The 22809-nt window shown below is 72.7% G+C and carries 18 protein-coding genes; 12 read left to right on the top strand and 6 right to left on the bottom strand.

Annotation, left to right across the window (positions count from 1 at the left end; translation table 11 throughout):
• Positions 1–103 precede the first annotated feature (103 nt).
• The 5 genes from A3IG_RS0107475 (at position 104) to A3IG_RS28890 (ending at position 4684) form a co-directional block, all read left to right on the top strand.
• Positions 104–679 (top strand): TIGR03086 family metal-binding protein, encoded by a 576-nt coding sequence (locus A3IG_RS0107475; protein WP_040910989.1) that lies wholly within the window; start codon positions 104–106, stop codon positions 677–679.
• 332 nt (positions 680–1011) lie between these two features.
• Entirely contained in the window at positions 1012–1803 is a 792-nt protein-coding gene (locus A3IG_RS0107470; RefSeq protein WP_026219996.1) for a SigB/SigF/SigG family RNA polymerase sigma factor, read from the top strand.
• A gap of 197 nt (positions 1804–2000) precedes the next feature.
• Positions 2001–3524, top strand: coding sequence for an acetaldehyde dehydrogenase ExaC (gene exaC / locus A3IG_RS0107465; RefSeq protein WP_018382925.1), 1524 nt, complete (start codon positions 2001–2003; stop codon positions 3522–3524).
• A 219-nt stretch (positions 3525–3743) separates the two neighbouring features.
• On the top strand, positions 3744–4133 hold the full coding sequence (locus A3IG_RS0107460) for a DUF779 domain-containing protein (protein ID WP_018382924.1): 390 nt from the start codon (positions 3744–3746) through the stop codon (positions 4131–4133).
• A gap of 335 nt (positions 4134–4468) precedes the next feature.
• The gene (locus A3IG_RS28890; RefSeq protein WP_040910988.1) at positions 4469–4684 is read left to right on the top strand and encodes an I78 family peptidase inhibitor; all 216 of its coding nucleotides are present in this window, start codon (positions 4469–4471) and stop codon (positions 4682–4684) included.
• Positions 4685–4757: 73 nt separating this feature from the next.
• On the opposite strand, the gene A3IG_RS28885 is transcribed toward A3IG_RS28890, so the two are convergent.
• Positions 4758–5648 carry a phosphatase PAP2 family protein gene (locus A3IG_RS28885; RefSeq protein ID WP_236719118.1) on the bottom strand — a complete coding sequence of 297 codons (891 nt, stop codon included), beginning with the start codon at positions 5646–5648 and terminating at the stop codon, positions 4758–4760.
• A gap of 648 nt (positions 5649–6296) precedes the next feature.
• On the opposite strand from A3IG_RS28885, the gene A3IG_RS28880 reads away from it, so the two are divergent.
• Both A3IG_RS28880 and A3IG_RS0107440 read left to right on the top strand, forming a co-directional pair.
• Complete coding sequence (locus tag A3IG_RS28880; RefSeq protein ID WP_018382921.1) at positions 6297–8015, top strand: MFS transporter; 1719 nt, start codon at positions 6297–6299, stop codon at positions 8013–8015.
• Positions 8016–8056: 41 nt separating this feature from the next.
• On the top strand, positions 8057–9244 hold the full coding sequence (locus tag A3IG_RS0107440; RefSeq protein WP_018382920.1) for an acyl-CoA dehydrogenase family protein: 1188 nt from the start codon (positions 8057–8059) through the stop codon (positions 9242–9244).
• A 151-nt stretch (positions 9245–9395) separates the two neighbouring features.
• On the opposite strand, the gene A3IG_RS0107435 is transcribed toward A3IG_RS0107440, so the two are convergent.
• Complete coding sequence (locus A3IG_RS0107435) at positions 9396–9836, bottom strand: cell division protein SepF (RefSeq protein WP_018382919.1); 441 nt, start codon at positions 9834–9836, stop codon at positions 9396–9398.
• Positions 9837–10352: 516 nt separating this feature from the next.
• Between A3IG_RS0107435 and A3IG_RS32380 the strand changes: the two genes are divergently transcribed.
• Together A3IG_RS32380 and A3IG_RS0107425 are read left to right on the top strand one after the other, a co-directional pair.
• The gene (locus A3IG_RS32380) at positions 10353–11573 is read left to right on the top strand and encodes a DUF5685 family protein (protein WP_078500139.1); all 1221 of its coding nucleotides are present in this window, start codon (positions 10353–10355) and stop codon (positions 11571–11573) included.
• A 262-nt stretch (positions 11574–11835) separates the two neighbouring features.
• On the top strand, positions 11836–12903 hold the full coding sequence (locus tag A3IG_RS0107425) for a S1 family peptidase (RefSeq protein ID WP_018382917.1): 1068 nt from the start codon (positions 11836–11838) through the stop codon (positions 12901–12903).
• A gap of 185 nt (positions 12904–13088) precedes the next feature.
• On the opposite strand, the gene A3IG_RS0107420 is transcribed toward A3IG_RS0107425, so the two are convergent.
• Together A3IG_RS0107420 and gndA are read right to left on the bottom strand one after the other, a co-directional pair.
• On the bottom strand, positions 13089–13622 hold the full coding sequence (locus tag A3IG_RS0107420) for a GNAT family N-acetyltransferase (RefSeq protein ID WP_018382916.1): 534 nt from the start codon (positions 13620–13622) through the stop codon (positions 13089–13091).
• 116 nt (positions 13623–13738) lie between these two features.
• Positions 13739–15181 carry an NADP-dependent phosphogluconate dehydrogenase gene (gene gndA, locus A3IG_RS0107415; RefSeq protein WP_018382915.1) on the bottom strand — a complete coding sequence of 481 codons (1443 nt, stop codon included), beginning with the start codon at positions 15179–15181 and terminating at the stop codon, positions 13739–13741.
• Between the two features lie 614 nt (positions 15182–15795).
• Between gndA and A3IG_RS28875 the strand changes: the two genes are divergently transcribed.
• Positions 15796–16536, top strand: a complete 741-nt coding sequence (locus A3IG_RS28875) for a hypothetical protein (RefSeq protein WP_157862268.1) — start codon at positions 15796–15798, stop codon at positions 16534–16536.
• A gap of 37 nt (positions 16537–16573) precedes the next feature.
• Here A3IG_RS28875 and A3IG_RS0107405 read toward each other — a convergent pair whose 3' ends face one another.
• Positions 16574–17035: a MarR family winged helix-turn-helix transcriptional regulator gene (locus A3IG_RS0107405; protein ID WP_018382913.1), complete on the bottom strand. Its 462-nt coding sequence runs from the start codon at positions 17033–17035 to the stop codon at positions 16574–16576.
• A 370-nt stretch (positions 17036–17405) separates the two neighbouring features.
• On the opposite strand from A3IG_RS0107405, the gene A3IG_RS0107400 reads away from it, so the two are divergent.
• On the top strand, positions 17406–20942 hold the full coding sequence (locus A3IG_RS0107400) for a DNA polymerase III subunit alpha (RefSeq protein ID WP_018382912.1): 3537 nt from the start codon (positions 17406–17408) through the stop codon (positions 20940–20942).
• Between the two features lie 5 nt (positions 20943–20947).
• Positions 20948–21964 (top strand): DNA polymerase Y family protein, encoded by a 1017-nt coding sequence (locus A3IG_RS0107395; protein WP_236719117.1) that lies wholly within the window; start codon positions 20948–20950, stop codon positions 21962–21964.
• A 28-nt stretch (positions 21965–21992) separates the two neighbouring features.
• Here the strand turns inward: A3IG_RS0107395 and A3IG_RS28870 are convergent, their stop codons facing one another.
• Positions 21993–22793 (bottom strand): thioesterase II family protein, encoded by an 801-nt coding sequence (locus A3IG_RS28870; protein WP_018382910.1) that lies wholly within the window; start codon positions 22791–22793, stop codon positions 21993–21995.
• Positions 22794–22809: the final 16 nt, after the last annotated feature.

Here is a 22809-nt window from a genome sequence, read left to right as displayed (position 1 = left end):
CTCCCGCTGTTCGGTCTGCCGTCGTCCCGTTCGTCGCCTCGCGGACGGCGGTCCGGGAGGCGACCCCACGGGTACCGCGAGGGCGGCTGGGTACTCGGGGGCCATGCGAGAGAACGAGACGGTGAACAGCTTCCAGGCGGCGTTGGCGCTCTTCGGGTCGCGGGTGCACCAGGTGCGGGACGACCAGTGGGACGCCCCCACGCCGTGCGCCGAGTGGTCGGTGCGCGACCTGGTGAACCACCTCGCGGTCGAACAGATGTGGGTACCGCCCCTGGTGGTGGACGGCGCCACGGTGGGGGACCTCGCGGACCGCTGGGCCGGCGACCAGCTCGGTGGCGATCCGGTGGCCACCTGGGACCGGGTCGCCAGGGAGTCCCTCGCGGCGTTCCGCAGTCCCGGGGCGCTCGACCGGACGGTCCACCTGTCGATGGGGGAGACCCCGGTGGCGGAGTACTGCTCGCAGATGACGATGGACGCCACGGTCCACGGCTGGGACCTGTCCCGCGCGCTGGGCGTGGACGAGGGGCTGCCGCCGGACCTGGTGGAGCTCTCGCTGCGGGAGACCGAGCCGTACGCCGACGACCTGGCGGCCAGTGGCCTCTTCGCCCCCGCCCTGCCGGTCCCCGCGGGCGCCGACGACCAGACGCGCCTGCTGGCCCGCCTCGGCCGCGGTGCGTAGGGCTCCGGCGGTGGGCCGCCGTGCCGGTGACGCCGCGGTGACCGGGCCCCGTTCGACATGCGAATGTCGGACATTCCGGTCATAGTGAAGGGGCCGGCGCGCCTCGACGGGCTCCGGTGGACCGGAGGCTCCGGCCAGGAGGGGTCCTCCGGGGGTTGTTTACCCCCGCAGGCCCCGGGCAGGCGTCGCACCGGTGTTTCGGATCAGAGACACGTTTCGTAGGAGAGGTCTCTCAGGGGCCCGCGCGGGGCGTGTGTGCCACCGCTACCCCGAAGGTCCCACACGGCTCCCGCGCGGCTCACCCCCAGGACATCGAAAGGCACGGGAGACGCATGGCTAGCACAGGGCCTACCCACCGCCGCCGTCACGACGACACCCCGGACACCGCCGAGGACTTCCGTCGACTGGCCAGTATGCCGGACGGGCCGGAGCGCGAGGAGCTGCGCAAGGCCATCACCTGCGCCTGGATGCCGGTGGCGGAGAGACTCGCCCGGCGGTTCCGCAACCGTGGGGAGAACCACGAGGACCTGGTCCAGGTGGCGGCGCTCGGCATGGTCAAGGCGGTGGACCGCTACGAACCCGACCGGGGGACGGCCTTCGAGTCGTTCGCCATCCCCACGGTGGTCGGGGAGCTGAAACGTCACTTCCGCGACCACCTGTGGAGTCTGCACGTGCCTCGGCGCGTGCAGGAGCTGCGGAACCGGACCAGGTCCGCGCGGAACGAACTCCTGCAGGAACTCGAGGGGCGCGGGCCGACCGTCGGTGAGCTCGCCGGGCACACCGGCCTGTCCGAGGAGGACGTGCTGCTGGGCATGGAGGCGCAGGACGCCTACAGCACGGTGTCGCTCGACGCCCCCATGCCGGGGTTCGACGACTTCTCCATCGCCGACACCATCGGCGGCCCCGACTCCACCATGGAGCTGGTGGTGAACCGCGAGTCGCTCAAACCGCTGCTCGCCGAGCTCCCCGAGCGTGAGCGGCGCATCCTGTACCTGCGGTTCTTCAAGGACCTCACCCAGACCCAGATCGCCGACATCGTGGGCATCTCCCAGATGCACGTGTCCCGGCTGATCAGTCGCACCTGCGACTACCTCCGTGAGGGTCTGCTCTCCGACGCGGCCTGAGGGCGGACGGCACCACCCGTCAGACGGGCCCCGTGCGACCGGGCCTTCCTCCCGCGAGCGACACCGGGACGGGAGCCGGGCGCCATGGCCGAAGTGGCGAACGCGCAGTACCGTGCGGCGCAGACCGGATGCCCCAGCGCGCACCGGGGCACCGGCCACCGTCCGCACGCACCTCGATCGCCACAGGAGGTAGGCACATGACGGTCTACGCGGCCCCGGGTCAGCCCGGCAGCCCGGCCACCTACGCATCGCGCTACGACAACTGGATCGGCGGCGAACGGGTCGCCCCGGTCGAGGGCGGCTACTTCGAGAACCCCTCCCCGGTCACCGGTGAGGCGTTCACGGAGGTCGCCCGGAGCACCGCCGCCGACATCGAACTGGCCCTCGACGCCGCGCACGCCGCCGCCCCCGTCTGGGCGGCCACCTCACCCGCCGACCGCGCCCTGGTGCTGAACCGCGTCGCCGACCGGATCGAGGAGCACATCCAGGAACTCGCCGTGGCCGAGGTGTGGGACAACGGCAAGCCGATCCGTGAGATGCTCGCCGCCGACCTGCCGTTGACGGTGGACCACTTCCGCTACTTCGCCGGGGCGATCCGCGCCCAGGAGGGCGGCATATCGCAGCTCGACGACGACACCGTGGCCTACCACTTCCACGAACCGCTCGGCGTCGTCGGGCAGATCATCCCGTGGAACTTCCCGCTGCTGATGGCGACGTGGAAGCTGGCCCCCGCGCTGGCCGCGGGCAACACGGTGGTGCTCAAGCCCGCGGAGCAGACCCCCGCCTCGATCATGTACCTGATGGACCTGATCGCGGACCTGCTGCCCCCGGGCGTGGTCAACGTGGTGAACGGCTTCGGTGTGGAGGCGGGCAAGCCGCTGGCAGCCAGCGGTCGGGTGGCCAAGGTGGCGTTCACCGGTGAGACCACCACAGGACGGCTGATCATGCAGTACGCCAGCCAGCACCTGAAGCCGGTGACGCTGGAACTCGGCGGCAAGAGCCCCAACATCTTCTTCGCCGACGTGGCGGCGGCCACGGACGCGTTCTACGACAAGGCCCTCGAGGGCTTCACCATGTTCGCCCTCAACCAGGGCGAGGTGTGCACCTGCCCGTCCCGCGCGCTGGTCCAGGAGTCGATCTACGACCGCTTCCTCGGCGACTGCCTCGAGCGCGTCCGCGCCATCAGGCAGGGCAACCCGCTGGACACCGACACCATGGTCGGCGCCCAGGCCAGCAACGACCAGTTAGAGAAGATCCTCTCCTACATCGACATCGGCATCCAGGAGGGGGCCAAGCTGCTCACCGGAGGGGAGCGGGTGGACCTCGGCGGCTCGCTCTCCGGCGGGTACTACGTGGCGCCGACCGTGTTCGAGGGGGCCAACAGCATGAGGATCTTCCAGGAGGAGATCTTCGGCCCGGTGGTCTCGGTGGCCCCCTTCCACGAGCTCCAGGACGCCGTGCGCATCGCGAACGACAGTCTGTACGGGCTCGGTGCCGGGGTGTGGACCCGGGACATGAACACCGCCTACCGGGTGGGCCGCGCGGTCCAGGCAGGGCGGGTCTGGACCAACTGCTACCACGCGTACCCGGCCCACGCGGCGTTCGGCGGCTACAAGAACTCCGGCATCGGTCGAGAGAACCACCGGATGATGCTGGACCACTACCAGCAGACCAAGAACCTGCTGGTGAGCTACTCACCCAACGCCCTGGGGCTGTTCTGAGGCACCCCGGGGGCCGGCCGCGGGACGCACCGGTCCCGCGCACCGCAGAACGGTGACGCGGGCGCCCGGGCAGGGGACCGGGCGCCCGGTCCCGCGGCACCGCGCGCAGCCACCGGGACCGGCGCCGCGCCGGGCGGGACCGCGCGGGGTGCCGCCCGGGCCCGGTGACACGGCGGCGGAGTCGACACAGTGACAGGGCGACATGACAAGGAGCAACCGATGACAACCACCCGCGGAACGGCCAGGGTCGGCCTCACCGACCAGGCCGCGGAGTTACTGCGCAGCCTGCACGCCGAACACGGTCCGCTGATGTTCCACCAGTCCGGCGGCTGCTGCGACGGCAGTTCGCCGATGTGCTACCCGGTGGGGGAGTTCCTGACCGGGGAGTCCGACATGCGCCTCGGGGACCTCGAGGTCCCGGGGATGGAGCCGGTGCCGGTGTGGATGGCCAGGGACCAGTTCGCCCACTGGAGCCACACCCACCTGACGATCGACGTGGTGCCCGGTCGCGGCAGCGGCTTCTCGCTGGAGTCCCCGACCGGGAACCGGTTCCTCATTCGGTCACGGCTGCTGACCGATGAGGAGTTGGCCGCACTAGGTGAAGAATGAGCGAAGAAGTCGTGTAGGGGCAGTGGAGTCAGGTTTGTGGGAACGGCTTGTCCGGCGATCTGGAGCCGCGGGTTCCACGCCGTTGGGGAATTGTCGGACGGTGTCAGGGGAATTGCTGGCCGGTGAGCTCGTGGCGGCGCCGGCATGATCGTTCACGTGGCTCCTCCTGGACGACGCCCGGTAGTCATCTGTGTGGTGCAGAAATGCCCGGACGAGTGACCGGTGATGATAGGCATACCGGTGCCGTGCCGTAACAGAAATGTGACGATCTTCGGGCGTCGCGGTCGCGCGCCCCTGCCTTCCCCCGTGTTCCGGCCGCCCCTACGGTGGGTTCCATGTCGCATCCACCGCAGCCCGAGAAGCCCCCGGAAGACGTCATGGAAGCCTATGTGGGCCTGGACGAGGAGGCGGCCAGGGCCAGGGCCGCCACCCGCGGGTGGGCCCACGTGCGCGCGTTGCCACCCGGCGCGATCATCACCATGGAGTACCTGGTGGGACGGATCAACTTCACCGTGGAACACGGCCGGGTCACCCGCGCCTGGCCCGGCTGACCGCCGCGGGAGCGCCGAGGGGCCGTTCCCGGGGTGCTGCCCCGGGAACGGCCCCTCGGCGTCGTCGGTCTGCTCAGCGCCTCGGTATGTGGGGCGAGCCCCGGCCCGGACGCTGGTCGGTGCGGGACCGGCGGGCGCCCGGTGTCGCGGAGGGCCGGTCGTGCCGGGTCTGGTGGGTCCTGACGGGGTGGTGCACCCGCTGGTCGGTTGCGAGCGCGGTCGCTGAGGTGCTGGACGCCGCGGGCCGCGTCCCGGCGACCGCGCCCACGGCCGGGCGGGTGAACTCCGTGTCGTCCTCGGCTGCCGCCCTCGGGGCCACCAGCCCCGTGCCCCGGGCCGCCACCGGCGACGGGACCGGGGGCGCGGCGAAGGGCCGCGGCCACAGTCGGGCGAACAGGGTGCGCAGCCACAGGTCCAGTGGCTGGACCAGTGGTTCGACCAGGGGAAGGCACAGCAGGATCAGCACCCCGGCGGTCCATCCGGCCACCACGTCCGTGACCCAGTGGGTCCCCAGGTAGATGGTGGTCATGCCGACGGTGAAGGCGAACACCGCTGTGATCACCGCTCCGGTGCGGCGGTGCTTGGTCGCGAGGTACGCCAACACTCCCCAGGTCACGACGGCGTTGGCGGTGTGACCCGAGGGAAATATGTCGCCGCCCTTCCACATCTCCGCGGAGCCGACTGTGGTCGCGTAGTGCGGCCCGAGCCGGCCCAGGCCGTACTTGACCGCTCCGACGGTGACGTTCAGCAGCAGCAGCGCCAGTCCGAACACCAGCAGGGGGCGCAGGTCGCGGTGCTTCCAACTCCGCCACCCCAGCCAGCTCACCACGATGAGGGCGGTGGGGCCGCGCTGCCCCAGGACGACCCAGACGTCCAGGACCTGGTGGTACTGCGGCCATTGCTTGTACGGCCGGAACAGCATGACCTGCCAGTCCAGCCGAACCAGCCATGACGTTGTGAGCACGCCAAGGATAACGGCCGCATAGACGGCCACGGTCGAGCCGATGAGCAGCTTCCGTGTTCGGCTCAGCCGGGGTGGGCCGTGCTTGGTCCGTCGCTCCGGCAGGAGGGCGACGCTCTGGTCGGTACACACTCAATCGACGTTACAGCGTGTGATGGCCTTGTTCGGCCGTACGTGCGGCTTTGTAATCCTGATGTGATGTGGAAGCAACGCTTCCGTCGGCATTTCCCGTTGTCTCGGATTGATTTGGCGAAGGCGGCTCCGTAATCATGTGGATGGCGTGTGTGAATGGCTGGCGATTTTTTTGGAACGTCATTTCTTCGCTGTTTCCCTCGGTGTTGCGGCAGGTCAATTTGACGTTAACGCATTAGTCCCTGAGGCACAGTCAGCGCCACGAGCAGTGAATCAAACGTGTGTTCGGTTGATCCTGCTGTCAGGTGATCTTCGCGGGCATGGATATCCCTCGTTCGCCGCGGGACGCCCGGGTGCCGCCCGTACCGGCAGCGGGCGGGGACCCGGACCCGGCACCGACTCGCGTACGCTGGCGGCTCACTCGCCCCCGTCGCCGGGAGGCCGGTCCACCGTCACCGGTCCGCCCGTGCCCCGACCTGCCGGGGGCAGGCCCAACGGACCCATGCGGGAGGTATGTGCATGACCGGGACCACCACCACGTCCACGACGGCGGGGGCGAGGACGGTACCCGGTCGCGGCGCCCCCGACCGCTGGGCGGTGCTGGTGGTGCTCTGCGCGAGCCTCCTGCTCATCGCACTGGACTCCACCGTGCTCCACGTGGCGGTCCCCGCGGTCAGTGAGGACCTGCGGCCGAGCGCGGTGCAACTGCTGTGGATCGTGGATGCCTACCCACTGGTCGCGGCGTCCCTGCTCATCCTCTTCGGGACCCTCGGGGACCGGGTGGGCAGACGCCGGCTCCTGCTGCTCGGATACGCCCTGTTCGGCGGCGCCTCGGCGCTGGCCGCGTTCGCCCCCAACCCCGGTGCCCTGATCACGGCGAGGGCCCTGCTCGGCGTCGGCGGCGCCATGGTGATGCCGGCGACGCTCTCCATCCTGCGAAGTGCCTTCCCCGACCGCCGCGAACGCGCCGTCGCGATCGGCGCGTGGAGCGCGGTCGCCGCCAGTGGAGCAGCCGTCGGCCCCCTGCTCGGTGGCTTCCTGGTCGAGCACGCGTGGTGGGGCGCGGTCTTCCTGATCAACGTGCCGTTGATGGCCGTGGCGCTCCCGCTGGGACACCGGCTGCTGCCCGAGTCCACCGGCGACCGCGAGGGCCCCTGGGACGTCCTCGGTGTCCTCATCGCCACCACCGGCATCCTGGGCCTGGTGCTCGGCGTCAAGCAGGCCGGGGACGGGGTCGATCCGACCGCCCCCGGAGCCGTGGTGCCGTTCCTCGCCGGCCTCGTCCTGCTCGCCGTGTTCGTCTCGCGCCAGAGCCGCAGGGAACACCCCCTGGTGGACCCGCGGCTGTTCACCCGGCCCGCGTTCGGCACCGCCGTCTGCTGCATCGTGCTGGCCATGCTCGCCCTGGTCGGCCTCGCCCTGCTCGCCGTCCAGTACCTCCAACTCGTGCTGGGACTGCCTCCCCTGCGGGCCGGGCTGCGGCTGTTGCCGCTGACGGTCTCGGCGGTCGCCGCGGGGCTGGTCGGCTCCCGGCTGCTGCGCCGCCTCGGCCCGCGCGCCATGGCGGTGGTCGGCTTCTGCCTCACCGCCACCGCCGTGCTCGCGCTCACCGGTGTCGGCCACCAGGACCGGCCGTGGCTGCTGACGGGGTGTTTCCTCCTCCTCGGCTTCGGCATCCAGACCACCCTGTTCGCCGCCTACGAGAGCCTGCTCAACGACGCCCCGGCCGGCCAGGCCGGCGGGGCGGCGGCGATCGGGGAGACCTCGTACCAGCTCGGGGCCGGCCTCGGGGTCGCGGTGCTGGGCAGTGTGATGAACGCCGCCTATGCGCCGGCCATCCGTGACACGCCGGGTGTGCCACCTGAGTCCCGTGCCGCGGCCAAACGCTCCATCGGTGAGGCGTACGAGGTGGCGGACACCCTGCCCGGGGACGCCGGACCGGTCCTGCGGTCGGCCGCCCGCACCGCCTTCGTCCACGGGCTGCGGGTCGCCCTGCTGGTCAGCGCGGGGTTGTTGCTCCTGGGCGCGCTGGCCGCGCTACGGCTGCCGCGCACCTTCGACCCGGCACACCGGTCCGAACCGCACGACCTCCCCGACCGGTTCGTTCCCGAGCGGCTCGGGGGCGCCGCGGCCGGACCGGTGCGGACCGGGGACCCGGCGTGCGCGGCCGACTCCGACCGACCCGACCCGACCCGTGCGACCAGGGCGCGTCTGGACCCGGACGGGCGTTCCCCGTAGCGTCTCCCCGGATCAACGGAGATCGACTGCGGAGGGCAGCCATGACCGCAAGCGCAGCGCCCCGGTTCGACCCGCTCGACCCGCTGGGCCTGGACGACCTGCTGGACGACGACGACCGCGCGGTGCGTGAGACCGTCCGGCGCTGGGCCGCGGACCGGGTGCTGCCCCACGTCGCGCGGTGGTACGAGGACGGCCAGGTCCCGGAGGTCCGGGAACTCGCCAGGGAACTCGGCGCCCTGGGCGCGCTCGGCATGCCGCTCCACGGGCACGGGTGCGCCGGTGCCACCGCCGTCCAGTACGGCCTGGCCTGCCTGGAGCTCGAGGCAGCCGACTCCGGCATCCGTTCCCTGGTCTCCGTCCAGGGCTCCCTGGCCATGTACGCGATCCACCGGTACGGCTCCGAGGAGCTCAAGGAGCGCTGGCTGCCGCCGATGGCCGCCGGGGAGACCATCGGCTGCTTCGGGCTCACCGAACCCGACCACGGGTCGGACCCCGCCGCGATGCGCACCCACGCCAGGCGCGACGGGAGCGACTGGGTGCTCACCGGCCGCAAGACGTGGATCACCAACGGCTCGCTGGCCGGGGTGGCGGTGGTCTGGGCCCGCACCGACGAGGGCATCCGTGGCTTCGTGGTGCCCACCGACGCGCCGGGCTTCGCCGCCCACGACATCCACCACAAGTGGAGCCTGCGCGCCTCGGTCACCAGCGAGCTGGTCCTGGACGAGGTGCGGCTGCCCGAGGGCGCGGCGCTCCCCGGGGTGGTCGGACTGCGCGGGCCGTTGAGCTGTCTGAGCCACGCCCGGTACGGCATCGTGTGGGGGGCGATGGGCGCGGCCCGTGCCTGCTTCGAGTCGGCTCTGGAGTACGCCACCACCCGTGAGCAGTTCGGCCGGCCCATCGGCGGTTTCCAGCTCACCCAGGCCAAACTGGCCGACATGGCCGTGGAGTTGCACAAGGGCGTCCTGCTGGCGCACCACCTCGGTCGGCGGATGGACGCCGGACGACTGCGGCCCGAACAGATCAGCTTCGGCAAGCTCAACAACGTCCGGGAGGCCCTGGAGATCTGCCGGACGTCCCGCACCATCCTCGGCGCCAACGGCATCTCCCTGGAGTACCCGGTGATGCGCCACGCCACCAACCTCGAGTCGGTGCTCACCTACGAGGGCACCGCGGAGATGCACCAGCTCGTTCTCGGCAAGGCGCTAACCGGCCTCGACGCCTTCCGCTGAGCGGGCCGGGGCCCGCGGGCCGAGCCCGGGCCGGTCACCGCCCGTGTCGCCCCGCCCGACGCGCGGTGGCGGTGCCACGGAACGCGGTGGTGCCGGCTGGTCCCCGGGGGACCAGCCGGCACCTACGGACAGCCGGCACCGAACCCGGTGGTCAACTCTGGTTGAAGAAGCCCCGGTCCAGTTCCCGGGTTGTGGCCCTGCCGTCCATCACCTGGTAGTCGGCCGGGGTCAGCAGGAACACCCGGCTGGCCACCCGCTCGATCGAGCCGCGCAGACCGAACGTCAGACCAGCGGCGAAGTCCACCACGCGCTTGGCGTCCGCGGCGTCCATCAAGGTCAGGTTGACCACGACCGGGATGCCGTCCCGGAACAGCTCGCCGATGCCGCGGGCGTCCCCGAAGCCGTCCGGGGTCACGGTGGCGATCCGTCGCCCGGAGGGCTCGGTGGGGTCGGAGACCACCCGGATTCGCGGGTCGGTCGCCCACGAGGCGTTCCGCTCGGGAGCTTCGCCGTACTCGTCGTCGTAGTACCGGTCGTCGTCGCCGTCGTCAACGAGTCCCAGCCAGGCACTCGCTCGCCGCACTGAACCCATGGACTCCTCCTCTCACCGCGGTCGATGCCGTCCGCTCCTCTATGGTCGTCCATCGCGCGGACATCGCGCCAAGGAGTTGACACGCGAACCGGGGTTTCGTTGCAGTACTGGTGCAGTCGCGGCGGTGCAGGATCAGCCTTCCGGTTGTGGATGAAAGGTGACGGGCGGCGGGAAAGTGCCTGTTCGTCCCTTTGTGAGGCAACATGCTCTCCTCTCAAGGGAACTGGCGCCCCGAAGGACACCGTCCCGGTGCTGGCCGTGGAACCCGTCACATCGCCCTTTTGGGGTAAAGCGTAACGCGATGCTGACCGGACGCCCCGCGCGGGCGTCGTCCAACCGTGGGGGCGCGGGGGAGGGGCGGGCGGTGGCCGGAGGGAACCGCAGCCGGCGCCGCGTCGTCTGCTGGGGGGAACCCGGGGGGTCGTCGCTGGTTCGGGTGGTGACGTGCTTCTCTGGTAGGACTTTCGCGGCATTGCCTGTTCAGGGACGTGTGTCGCCCTGCGCTGGGGGGGAACCTTGTTCGGAATCGTTCGGCCGTGTCGGCATCGGCTGTCCGCGTCGTTGCAGGCGTCGTGGATGGCTCACCTGTGTGGTCTGTGTCTGGCGTTGCGGGACGGGCACGGGCAGTTGGCCCGGGTGGCCACGAACTATGACGGCTTGATCATTTCGGCGTTGGTGGAGGCGCAGTCCGGCTCGGGGGGAGCGGGGGCGCGGCGGTCCGCGGGGCCGTGTCCGTTGCGGGGGATGCGGTCGGCCGAGGTGGCCGTGGGTGAGGGTGCGCGGTTGGCGGCGGCGGTGTCGTTGGTGCTGGCTTCGGCGAAGGTGCGGGACCACGTGGCGGACCGGGACGGGGTGTTGGCGCGTCGGCCGGTGGCGGCCGTGGCTCGTGGGGTGGCTGCCCGTTGGGACCGTGGGGGCGCGGTGCGGGGTGCCGAGGTGGGGTTCGACACGGCGGTGCTGGTGGACGCGGTGGAACGGCAGTTGCGCGTGGAGTCGATGGCGGGTGTCTCGCTGTTGGAGGTGACGGAGCCGACGGAGACGGCGACCGCTGCGGCGTTCGCGCACACGGCGGTGCTCGCCGGGCGACCGGGGAACCGTGCGCCGTTGGCTGAGGCGGGACGGCTGTTCGGGCGGTTGGCCCACGTGTTGGACGCGGTGGAGGACCTGGCCGAGGACGCCAGCGCGGGCGCGTGGAATCCGCTGACCGCGACGGGGACGGGCCTGGAGGAGGCGCGGCGGCTGTGTGACGACGCGGTGCGCGGGGTGCGGCTGGCGCTGGCGGACGTGGAGTTCACCCGGGGCGGGTTGGTCCACGTGCTGCTGGTGCACGAACTGCCGCGTTCGGTGGACCGGGCCTTCGGGACCACCGGCCACGCCTGCACCACCGGACGTGCCGCACCCGCCGCCGCCACGCCCACCCCTCCTCCTCCCACCCAGAACCCCTTCGGTCCCGGCGGCCCCGGGCCCCTGCCGCCGGAGCCTCCGAGGCGGGGCCGGCGGCGCGGTCCGCTCGCCGGATGCGCGGTCTGGGCAGGGATGTTTTGTACATGCCAGCTCTGTTGTAGGAGCTCGTTGGAGGACCCCTGGACGGGGGAGCCGCGCGAGGGCTGGTGTCGCAAGCCGGAGAGGTGTGAGGACTGTTGTGACTGTTGCGACGGCTGTAGTGACGGCTGCAATTGCTGTGGCGACGGTGGCTGCTGTGACGGTTGCGACTGTGGCTGTGACTGTGGTTGCTGATCAGCGGCGGTAAACCGGCGTGTTGTCGGTGCGCGCGGCGTGTTCTGTCATGTCGCGCGCCCCTTTGTGTGCGGCGTCCTGTCGGGGGTGTTGGGGGTGTTGCGCGCCCGGCGGCCGGAGGCCTTCTTGTGCGGCGTGGGGGTTGTCTCGATACTTCGTTGTGACCCTCTTGTCAGGGGCACGTCCAACAGGGCGTCCCTGGGCGAGTGGTACACGGGCCGGCCCACCCCCGGTCGGCTCGCTCTGCGACCAGGAGGTTCGAGTGAAGAGCAACACCGTTGCCACCCGCTCCACGGCCAGGCGCGTGCGGCTGATCGCCGCGGCGGCCGGGATGATCGCGGCCAGCGCGTTCGTCGTCGTTCCCACCGCCACCGCCTCCTCCACCGCCTCGGCCTCACCCGAGGAAGCGACGGCCCTCGTGGCCGAGCTCGGCACGACCGACACCGCGGGAACCTACCTCGACCAGGCGACCGGCAAGATGGTCGTCAACGTCACCACCGACGAGGCCGCCGAAGCCGTGCGCGACAGCGGCGCGGTGCCGAAGTTCGTCGAGCACAGCTCGGCCGAGCTGGCCAAGATCGACAAGGCCGTCCTCGGCTCGGTGGACGTGGCGGGCACGAGCTGGGGTGTGGACCCCGTGAGCAACAAGCTGGTGATCTCCGTCGACTCCACGGTCAAGGGCGCTGACCTGGCCAAGGTCAACAAGTTCGCCGCCCAGTACGGCGACGCGGTCGAGGTCGACCGGATGCAGGGCAAGCTCAACAAGCTGATATCCGGTGGCGACGCCATCTACGCGGACGCCGGCTGGCGCTGCTCGCTCGGCTTCAACGTGGTGAAGGGCTCCACGTACTACTTCGTCACCGCGGGCCACTGCACCGACGGCTACCCCGACTGGTACACCAACTCCTCGCTGACCACGTGGATCGGGCCCACCTCGGGCAGCAGCTTCCCCGTCAACGACTACGGGCTGGTGCGGTACGCCAACACCTCCGTGTCGCACCCGGGCACCGTCGGCAGCATTGACATCACCCGGGCCGCCAACCCGGTCGTCGGTGCGACCGCCAGCCGCAGGGGCAGCACCACCGGCACCCACAGCGGCACCGTCACCGCGCTCAACCAGACCGTCAACTACGGCGGTGGCGACATCGTCTACGGCATGATCCAGACCAACATCTGCGCCGAGCCCGGCGACAGCGGTGGCCCGATGTACTCCGGCAGCACCGGCTACGGCCTGACCTCCGGCGGCAGCGGCAACTGCTCCTCCGGCGGCACCACGTTCTTCCAGCCGCTGGTCGAGGCGATCAACGCCTACGGCGTGAGCATCATCTAGTTCCAGCAGCCCGACCAGCCCGACCAGCCCGACCAGCCCGACCAGCTCGTCCCGCGGTTCCCGGGGCCCGGTCAGAACCGGACCCCGGGAACCGCGCGTTCACGCCCGTACCGAACGCCGACGCGCCCGCCCGGGACCTGGCCCGGCCCCGGTGGACCGGGGGCACCAGGCCGGCACCGGTCGGTTCACGGCCCGGGGTCGCTCCAGACGACCTCGTCCCCGGCCCACGCGTTCGTCGCGGTGAGGCCGAGTGCCCGTGCGATGCCCGCCGACGCCTCGTGCCCGGGACGGATGTGCGCGGTCAGCCGGTCCACCCCGTGCGCGCGCAGCCAGTCCGCCATGGCCAGAGCCGCCTCGCGTCCGTAGCCGTTGCGCTGGTGGTCGGTGCCGACCACCCAGGCGAGTGCGGCCTGCGTCCGGCCCGCGGCCGGGTGGTGGAGGGTGGCCTGCACGGTGCCGACGAGCTGCCCGTCCGCCAGCCGACGGAGCATCCAGTTCAGCCAGCCGTGGGTGCCGTCCGCCGACTGTCCGGCCGACTGCCGGCGGTACCTGGCTTCGAGTTCCCGCGGCGTGCACGGCGCCCCGCCGGTCCACGCGTGCAACCGCACGTCGTTCAGGACCGGGGCGGCCTCCCGCGCGTGCTCGACGCGGAGCGGCTCCAGCCGCAGGCGCGGCGTGGCCATGGGCGTGGCGGTGGGCCAGGTGGCTGCGGCGGACACGGGAGTGATCGTACGTTGCGCGCGTGCCGGGCCCCCGGCCACCGCCCGGCGCCCGCCGTCCCCACGCTGGACGCGGCCCCTCCGGTGGGATGGTCGCGGCCGCCGTCCCCTCCAGGTCAGTCCGTCCGCTGTTCGGTGCGGTCGCCGCCCCACCGGGTGTGGAAGGCGCCCTCCCGGTCGGTGCGCCGGTAGGTGTGGGCGCCGAAGTAGTCGCGCTGGGCCTGGGTGAGCGACGCCGGCAGCCGCTCGGCGCGCAACGCGTCGTAGTAGGCGAGCGCGGCGGAGAAGCCGGGGGTGGGCACGCCGTCCCTGGCGGCGTCGGCCACCACGGTGCGCCAGGCGCTCTGGGCCTCGCCGACCTCCCGGGCGAACTCGGGGTCGGCCAGCAGGCCGGGCGCCGCGGGGTTGGCGGCGTAGGCGGCCCTGATGCGGTCGAGGAAGGCGGCGCGGATGATGCAGCCGCCCCGCCAGATGGCGGCGATGGCTCCGAGATCCAGGTCCCAGCCGTAGGCCTGGCCCGCGGCCTGCATCTGGTGGAACCCCTGGGTGTAGGAGACGACCTTGGACGCGTACAGGGCCTGCTCCACCTGCTCGGCGAACCTGGCCGCGTCCCGCGGGTCGAGCGGGGTGCGCCGCGGACCCGGCAGCGACGCGGCGGCGGCGCGCAGTTCCACGTGGCCGGACAGGGCACGGGCGAACACCGCCTCGGCGATGCCGGAGACCGGGACGCCCAGGTCCAGGGCGCTCTGCACGGTCCACCGCCCGGTGCCCTTCTGCTCGGCCCGGTCCTGGACGACGTCCACGAACGGCGCGCCGGTGTCGGGGTCGGTGTGGGCCAGCACCTCGGCGGTGATCTCGATCAGGTACGAGTCGAGGCGGCCGGTGTTCCAGATGTCGAAGACCTCGGCGATCCTCGCCGGCTCGTACCCGGCGATGTGCCGCAGCAGGTGGTACGCCTCGGCGATGAGCTGCATGTCGGCGTACTCGATGCCGTTGTGCACCATCTTGACGAAGTGCCCGGCGCCGTCCGGGCCGATGTGGGTGCAGCACGGGGTGCCGTCGGGGGCCTTGGCGGCGATGTCCTCCAGCAGCGGCCCCAGGGACCGGTAGGACTCGGCGGAGCCGCCCGGCATGATGCTCGGCCCGTGCAGTGCGCCCTCCTCCCCGCCGGAGATCCCGGTGCCCACGAAGTGGATGCCCCGGGAGCGGAGCCGTTCCTCCCGGCGGCGGGTGTCCTCGAAGTGGGCGTTCCCCCCGTCGATGATCACGTCGCCGGGCTCCAGCAGCGGGGAGAACTCGTCGATCACCGCGTCGGTCGGCCCGCCGGCCTTGACCATGACGACGATCCGGCGCGGCCGTTCCAGCGAGGCGACGAAGTCCTTGGGGGTCTCGGCGGGAAGAAACGTTCCCTCGTGGCCGAACTCCCCGATCAGCGCCCGTGTCCTGGCAGCGGTCCTGTTGTGGACGGCGACGGTGTGCCCGTGGCGGGCGAGGTTGCGGGCGAGGTTGCCACCCATGACCGCGAGGCCGGTGACACCGATCTGGGCAAGTTTCTCCATGGATGCTCTCCTTGGGGTGGAGGGGCGTTGGCACGCTACTTCATCCCGCTGTACGGCATCTCGAACTCCGCCGAACCGCCCGGTGCGCGGCACGGGTATTCCCTCGACCGGCGGCGCCCCCGATTCCCGTTCCACGGAGCCCGCCTCCCTTGGGGTTCGTGGCTCGGTGAAACGGTTCGCCATGACTCCCGGGGGTGATCTGTCCGGGCTGCGGCACGTCACTTCGGGCAGTTCGGGGGCGATTCCGCCCTTCAGAGCGCCCATGAAGGGTCGGTGCGCCGCTGGATGGCCGGTGAGGTGGGACGTCCGCACCTGCGGCAGTGTGTGGCCTTGGAGGCCCTCACCGGACGTACCGTCACGGAACTAGGCTTTGTCCGCCGGGGCAGGGCCCGGCCGCACTCTCCCACCCAGGAGGCCCCCGTGCGGCGCAGAACCTTCCTCACCGTCACCACCGGTTCCGTGCTGGCCACCGCGGCGGCGAACCCGCCCAGGCGGGTGGGCATGCCGGACGTGGAACGCCTCGATGCCGAGCTGGGCCGGGTCATCGCCGCCGACGACCGCCAGGGGGCACCCTGGCGCTGGAGGACCGTGCCGCCGGGCTGGTGCGGGAGGCCGTGGAGCTCCAACAGCGCGGCAGCGCCAGCCCCCGGGTGCGCCGTCACCTCTACGCCACCGCGGCCCGCCTGGCGTCCAGCGCCATGTGGGCCGCCGTCGACGGGCGCCATCTGGACCAGGCGGTCACCCTGTCGGGCCTGTCCGGGGACGCCGCCACCAACTTCTGGGTGTGGAGCCAGGCCAGCAGCCTGTACAAGCACGTCGGCCAACACGGTGACGCGCTGGCCGCCGCCGAGGCGTCCCGGGCCACCCGGGTGGTGCGGCAGGACCCGTTCTACGCCTCGCTGGCCCATGCCCGGCTCGCGGTCCGGCACGCCGGGACGGGGGAGCTGACGGCCGCCCGGCGCAGCCTCGGACGGGCCCAGGACGCCCTGGACCGCTCCGACCCGACCGAGCCCAGGCCCTCCTGGATGGGCTTCTGGGGGCAGGGCGACCTGCACCTGCACGCCGTGATCACCTGTTTCGACCTCGGCCAGTGGGCCGACGCCGAGTCCCACGCCCACCGCGCTCTGGCCCTGCTCCCCCGGGACACGGCCCGGGACCGCGCCCTGCTCCACGCCTACCTGGCCCTGGCGCAGCTCCACCAGGGGGAGCTGGAGCCGGCCGTCAGCACGGCGCTCGTCGTCCCCACCGACATCGCGCGACGGGTCGGGCGGCTGGTGGACGGATTCGGTGACCGGCTGCGGGCGCTCGCCCCGGGCTCCGCGCAGGCCCGCGCCTGGACCGAGTACGCCCGGTGACGGGTCCGCACGCAGGACCGTGCGTTCGGTGCTCCGCCTAACGGGGGGAGACGTCGATCGACTCGACTGCCTGGACCAGCGGGGTGAGCTCCGGGACCCGGGCCGCCTGGTCGAGGGCCTCGCGCAGCGCGGTGTCGTTCGTGGGGCGTGCCTCGGCGAGCAGCGCGAGACCGGCGTCGGTGACTTCCGTGTAGATGCCGCGTCGGTCCGTCGGGCACAGGTAGCGGGAGAGCAGCCCGCGGTCCTCCAGGCGCGAGACCAGGCGGGTGGTCGCGCTCTGGCTGAGCACCACCGCGTCGGCCACCTCGGACATCCGTAGGTGACGGCCCTCGTCGGTGTGCTGCTGGCTGAGCACGTCGAGGAGGGAGTACTCGCGGACGCTGAGGCCGTGCCGTGCCTGGAGGGCGCGTTCGATGTGCGCCTCGATCCTGTCGTGCAGCAGGGACAGGGCGCACCAGCCATGGGCGAGGGCGGTGCGCGGGGCGTTGGTGGCGGTCATGGGCGTCCTCCTGCCGAGCGAGGGGGTGCACGGCCCAGGATAGGCCATGACCGAAATAGGCCGCGCATGCAAATAAATTTGCCCACGGTTGTCGTCTCCGGCCGGGCCTGCGGGCCGCCGTTCCGAACCGGCGCCCACCGGGCCCCAGGCGGTCGCCCGGTGGCCGAGCCCGGTGACTGGGGTCGATGACTGGGAGCCGATGACTGGGGGCCGGTGACCGCGTCGGTGACCGTGGGCGGTGACCGTCGAACGGTGTTCGTACTAATGTTCGAGTAGGGTGTTCGCGGTCGATGGAGATGCTGTTCGGGCTGGTGAGAGGGGTGGACCGAGGGATGACCCCGGGGCGTACGGGCGATGGGAGGCGTGCTGCATGCGCTTTACACACCTGCACGTCGCGTCCGGGTTCTCGCTGCGCTACGGCGCGTCCCACCCCGAGGACCTGGTGCGGCGGGCCGCCGAACGGGAGATGGAAGCACTGGCCCTGACCGACCGGGACGGGGTTGCCGGGGCCGTCCGGTTCGCCAGGGCGTGCGCCGAGGCCGGGGTGCGCCCGCTGCTCGGGGCCGAGCTGGGGATGGCCAGGGCCCACCCGGACGGGGGAGCCGGAGGGCACCCCGGGGGCCCCGCCCGCCTCCCGGTCCGCCGCACCCCGGTGCGCGGGGGCGCCTTCGTCGACGACGGCGCACCCCGGGTGGTGCTGCTCGCGAAGGACGAGGCGGGCTGGGCCGCGCTGTGCCGGCTGATCGGGGCCGCGTCCGCGTCCGGTGCGCGACACCCCGTGCTGAGCTGGGACGACCTGCGGGAACACGGCGGCGGCGGGGGACTGGTGGTGTTGCTCGGCCCCGCGTCGGAGCCGGCGCTCGCCCTGGCCCGCGGGCGGCCCGACCTGGCCCGGGACGCGCTCGCCGGATGGCGTGAGGTGTTCGGGGACGCGCTGCGCCTGGAGGCCGTCACCTACGGGCGGGCCGGCACGGGCCCCGGCTCGCTACGGCTGGCCGCCCGCACCGTCGGGTTCGCCGCGGAACAGGGAGTGACCGCCGTGCTGACCAACGCGGTGCGCTACGCCGACCCCGACCAGTCCCCGGTCGCCGACGTCCTGGACGCCGCGCGTCGGCTGGTGCCGATCGACCGGGACCGGCTCGACACCGGGGAGCGCTGGCTCAAGGACCCGGCCCAGATGGCCCGGGCCGCCCAGCGGATCGCCGAGGCGGCCGGACAGGAACGCGACGGCGCGGCCCGGCTGCTGGCGGCCACCGAGCACACCGCCGAGGAGTGCAGGGCCGAACTGGAACTCGACAGGCCGCGCTTCCCCGAGCCGGAACTGGTCGGAGCCCACCGGCGCCCGGCGATCCGGGTGCTGCGCTCCCGCTGCAACGCCGAGCTGGTGCGCCGGGGCCTCGACCGGAACCGAACGGTCTGGGACCGCCTGGACGACGAACTCGGGGTGATCGGTGACCTGGGCTACGCCACCTACTTCCTCACCGTCGCCCAGGTCGTCGACGACGTGCGGGAGATGGGCATCAGGGTCGCCGCCCGGGGGTCGGGCGCCGGGTCGCTCGTCAACCACCTGCTGGGGATCGCGGGGGCCAACCCGGTCGAGCACGGACTGCTGATGGAACGCTTCCTGTCCCGCAAGCGCAGGGCGCTGCCCGACATCGACATCGACGTGGAGTCCGCACGGCGGCTCGAGGTCTACCGGAGGATCTTCGAACGGTTCGGCACTGAACGGGTCGCCACCGTGGCCATGCCCGAGACGTACCGGGTGCGGCACGCCATCCGGGACGTCGGCGCGGCACTGAGCCTCGACCCGCAGGAGGTGGGCCGCCTGGCCACGTCGTTCCCCCACATCCGGGCCCGGGACGTCCGCGCCGCCCTGGCCGAACTGCCCGAGCTGCGGGACGTCGCCGCGCGCGCCGACCGGTACGGCAGGCTGTGGGAGCTGGTGGAGCGACTCGACGGGCTGCCGCGCGGGATGGCCATGCACCCGTGCGGGGTGCTGCTCTCCGACGCCTCCCTGCTCGACCGCACCCCGGTGGTCCCCAGCGGCGACGGCTTCGCCATGTCCCAGTTCGACAAGGACGACGTCGAGGCCCTCGGCCTGCTCAAGCTCGACGTGCTCGGGGTCCGGATGCAGTCCGCGATGGCCCACGCCGTGGCCGAGGTCGAACGGGAGACGGGGGAGCGCGTCGACCTGGACGCCCTGGAACCGACCGACCCCGCGACCTTCCGGCTGATCCGCTCCGCGGAGACCCTGGGCTGCTTCCAGATCGAGTCCCCCGGGCAGCGCGACCTGATCGGGCGCCTGGAACCCAGCACCTTCCACGACCTGGTGGTGGACATCTCGCTGTTCCGCCCGGGACCGGTGTCGGCCGACATGGTCACCCCGTTCATCGAGGCCCGCCACGGACGCCGGCGGGTGGAGTGCCCCCACCCGGACCTGGACCCGTACCTGCGGGAGACCCACGGCGTGGTGGTCTTCCACGAGCAGGTCATCCACGTCATCGCGCAGCTCACCGGCTGTCCCCGGGACCTCGCCGACCACGCCAGGCGCGCCCTGTCCGACCGGGAGCGCCTGCCCGCGGTGCGGGAGTGGTTCCGGCGGCAGGCCGGGACCCGCTACGCCCCGGAGGTGGTCGAGCGGGCCTGGGAGATCGTCGAGGCGTTCGGCTCCTACGGCTTCTGCAAGGCGCACGCGGTGGCCTTCGCCGTCCCCACCTACCAGTCCGCCTGGCTCAAGACCCACCACCCGGCCGCCTTCTACGCCGGGCTGCTCACCCACGACCCCGGCATGTACCCCAAGCGGCTGCTCCTCGCCGACGCCCGCCGCCACGGCGTCCCCGTCCTCCCCCTGGACGTCAACCGTTCCCACGCCGACCACCGGGTCGAACCCGTGGAGGGCGGTGGCCTCGGGCTGCGCCTCGCGCTCTCGGAGGTCCAGGGGATCAGCGACGAGGAGGTGGCCAGGATCGTCGCCGGCCGTCCCTACGGCTCCCTGACCGACCTGTGGCAGCGGGCCAGGCCCAGCCGACCCACCGCGGAGCGTCTTGGCGAGGTCGGCGCGCTCGACCCGTTGGCCCACGGTCTGACCCGCCGTGACCTGCTGCTCCAGGTCGCCGAGCTGCACCGTCGGCAGACCGCGGGGGGAGCGGGCCAGCTCCCGCTGGACGCGGAACACCCCGAACCACCCGCCCCCAGCGGCCTGCCCGAGATGACCGACACCGAACGGCTCAGCGCCGAGCTGTCCGTCCTGGGCATGGACGCCTCCCGGCACCTGATGGACGACCACTACGCCCTGCTCGAGGAGCTGGGGGTCACCGCGGCCCGGCGGCTGCGACAGGCCAGGGACGGGGAGCAGGTCCTGGTGGCCGGGGCCAAGGCGGCCACCCAGACCCCGCCGATCCGGTCCGGCAAACGGGTCATCTTCACCACGCTCGACGACGGAACGGGCCTGGTGGACTGCGCGTTCTTCGAGAACAGCCACGACTCCTGCGCACACACCGTCTTCCACTCCTGGCTGCTGCTGGTCCGCGGCACGGTGCGCCGCCGCGGACCGCGCAGCCTCAGCGTGGTGGGTTCCCTGTGCTGGAACCTGGACGAACTGGCCGCCGCGCACCGCGAGGGTGGCCTCGCCGCGGTCCGGGACCTCCTGGCCACGCCCGACGCCGCCGCGGAACCGGTGGGCGGCGGTCCCGAGCGGTCGCCGGGGCACGGCCCGGAGCAACCACCGGGTCGCAGCCTCGAGCTGTCCACCGGGTACACCCTGCACCCGTGGGCCGACCTCAGGCCCGCCGGGACCCCGGCGGCCGGCACGGGCTCCCGCACGGCCCCTGCCGGGTCCCCGGCCCCCACCAGCACCCCCCGCCCCACCCGGCGGATGTGGCACTCGAGCCCGGGAAGCGCGGGGTGAGCGGCGTGACCGGAACGACCCTCTGGTACGTCCGCTGGCACACCGGCGCCGGGCCCCGCACCGGGGAACCGCCCCCCGGCCCGGCCCCCGAGCTGCTCGACCTGCTGTACGGCATCACCCCCGTGGTCGAGGTGCTGCCCCCGAACGCCGCGCTGGCGGACGTCCGCGGCGCCCTGCGCTACTTCGACCGCGGCCCGGAGCAGCTCGCCGAGCTGCTCCGGGTCCGCACCTTCGCCCGGTACGGCGTCACCTGCGCCATCGGTGTCGCCGGCAACCGGATGCTGGCCACCATGGCCGCCTGGGCCGGCCCGGCCGACGGCGTCCACGTCGTCCCCGGCACCCCGGAGGCGGTCGCCGCGTTCCTGCGCCCGCGACCCGTCGCCGACCTGCCCGGGGTCGGCCCGGCCACGGCCGGGACGCTGGCCCGCCACGGCCTGTACACCATCGGCGACGTCGCCGACCTCCCGCTGCCCACCCTCCAGCGCCTCCTCGGCCGCTCGGCAGGCCGCCACCTGCACGAACACGCCCGGGGCCACGACCCGCGCCCGGTGGTCAGGCACGCCCCCGCGCCCAGTCTGACCGCGGAGCGCGCGTTCCCCCTGGACACCGTTGACCAGGCCGTGGTCCGCCGGGCCCTGCTCGCCCTCACCGTTGACCTCGGCGCCGAGCTGCGCGGCACCGGGCAGGTCGCGCACGCCCTCACCCTGGTCGTCCGCTACGCGGACCGCTCCACCACCACCCGTTCCCGGGCCCTTCCCGACCCGGCCAACAGCACCGCGGCGCTCACTCGCTGCGCCTACCGCCTCCAGGACGCGCTCGGCCTGCAGCGGGCCCGGGTGCGGGCGGTCGCACTGCGCGCGGACGGCCTCACCCCGGCGGCGACCACCCCGGCGCAGCTCTCCCTCGACCCGGTGGACGAGCGCGCCCGCCGCCTCGAGGCCGTCGCCGACCGGGCCGCGGCCCGGTTCACCAGCGGGGTGGTGTCACTGGCGACGCTGCTCCCGCCCCGCGACGCGGCCTGAGCCCGGTCCGGGACGCGGCCCGCCGGCCTCAGTGCCCGGTGCCGCCGTGGGCGAGGCGCTCCAGGTCGTCGGTGAACGTCTTCACCATCGCCGCCGTGTGGTCGAACAGGAAGAAGTGGTCGCCCTCGTACCGGCGCACCCGCACCGCACCGGTGGTCTGCGCCGCCCAGCCGTGCAGCTTCTCCATCGGGGTCAGGGGGTCCCCGGTGCCGCTGAACACCGAGACCGGCACGGTGACCCGGTCGCCGGCCCGGTACTCGTACGCCTCGATCACCGCGAAGTCGGCCTGCATCGGTGGGATGACCTGGTCCAACAGCGCCGGATCGGCCAACACCTGCGGACTGATCGCTCCCATCCCGCCCATGACCTGGACGAACTGTTCCTGGGTCAGCGGAGCCAACCGTCCCGTGAACGGCACGTGGGGCAGCCCGGTGTCCGGGGCGGGCCAGCCGGAGACCCCGAGGAGCACCGGCTGGGCCCCGCCCCTGCGGTGCAGCTCCCGGGTCAGCTCGAAGGCGAGCAGCGCTCCCATGCTGTGTCCGAACAGGCCGAACGGCAGCCCGTCGTCCTCTCCGGCGATGGCGTCGGCGACGCCCGAGACGACCTCGGCCACCGAGGCCGCCGCCGGTTCTCCGGCACGACCTCCCCGGCCCGGCAACTGCACCGCGCGCAACCGCACCCAGTCCGGCAGGTGGTCGGCCCACGGCTGGTACGCGTCCGCGGCACCGCCGGCGAACGGCAGGCAGTACACCCGGACCGTGGCGTCGGGGCCGTCGGGACGGAGCCGGGGGAACCAGTGCGGGTGGGCGGTGCGGGGGGACTCGTCCATCACGGACCTCCGGCTC

The organism is Wenjunlia vitaminophila DSM 41686, from assembly GCF_000380165.1.
GTDB lineage: Bacteria > Actinomycetota > Actinomycetes > Streptomycetales > Streptomycetaceae > Wenjunlia > Wenjunlia vitaminophila.
This window is presented reverse-complemented; position numbering and strand designations above follow the sequence as displayed.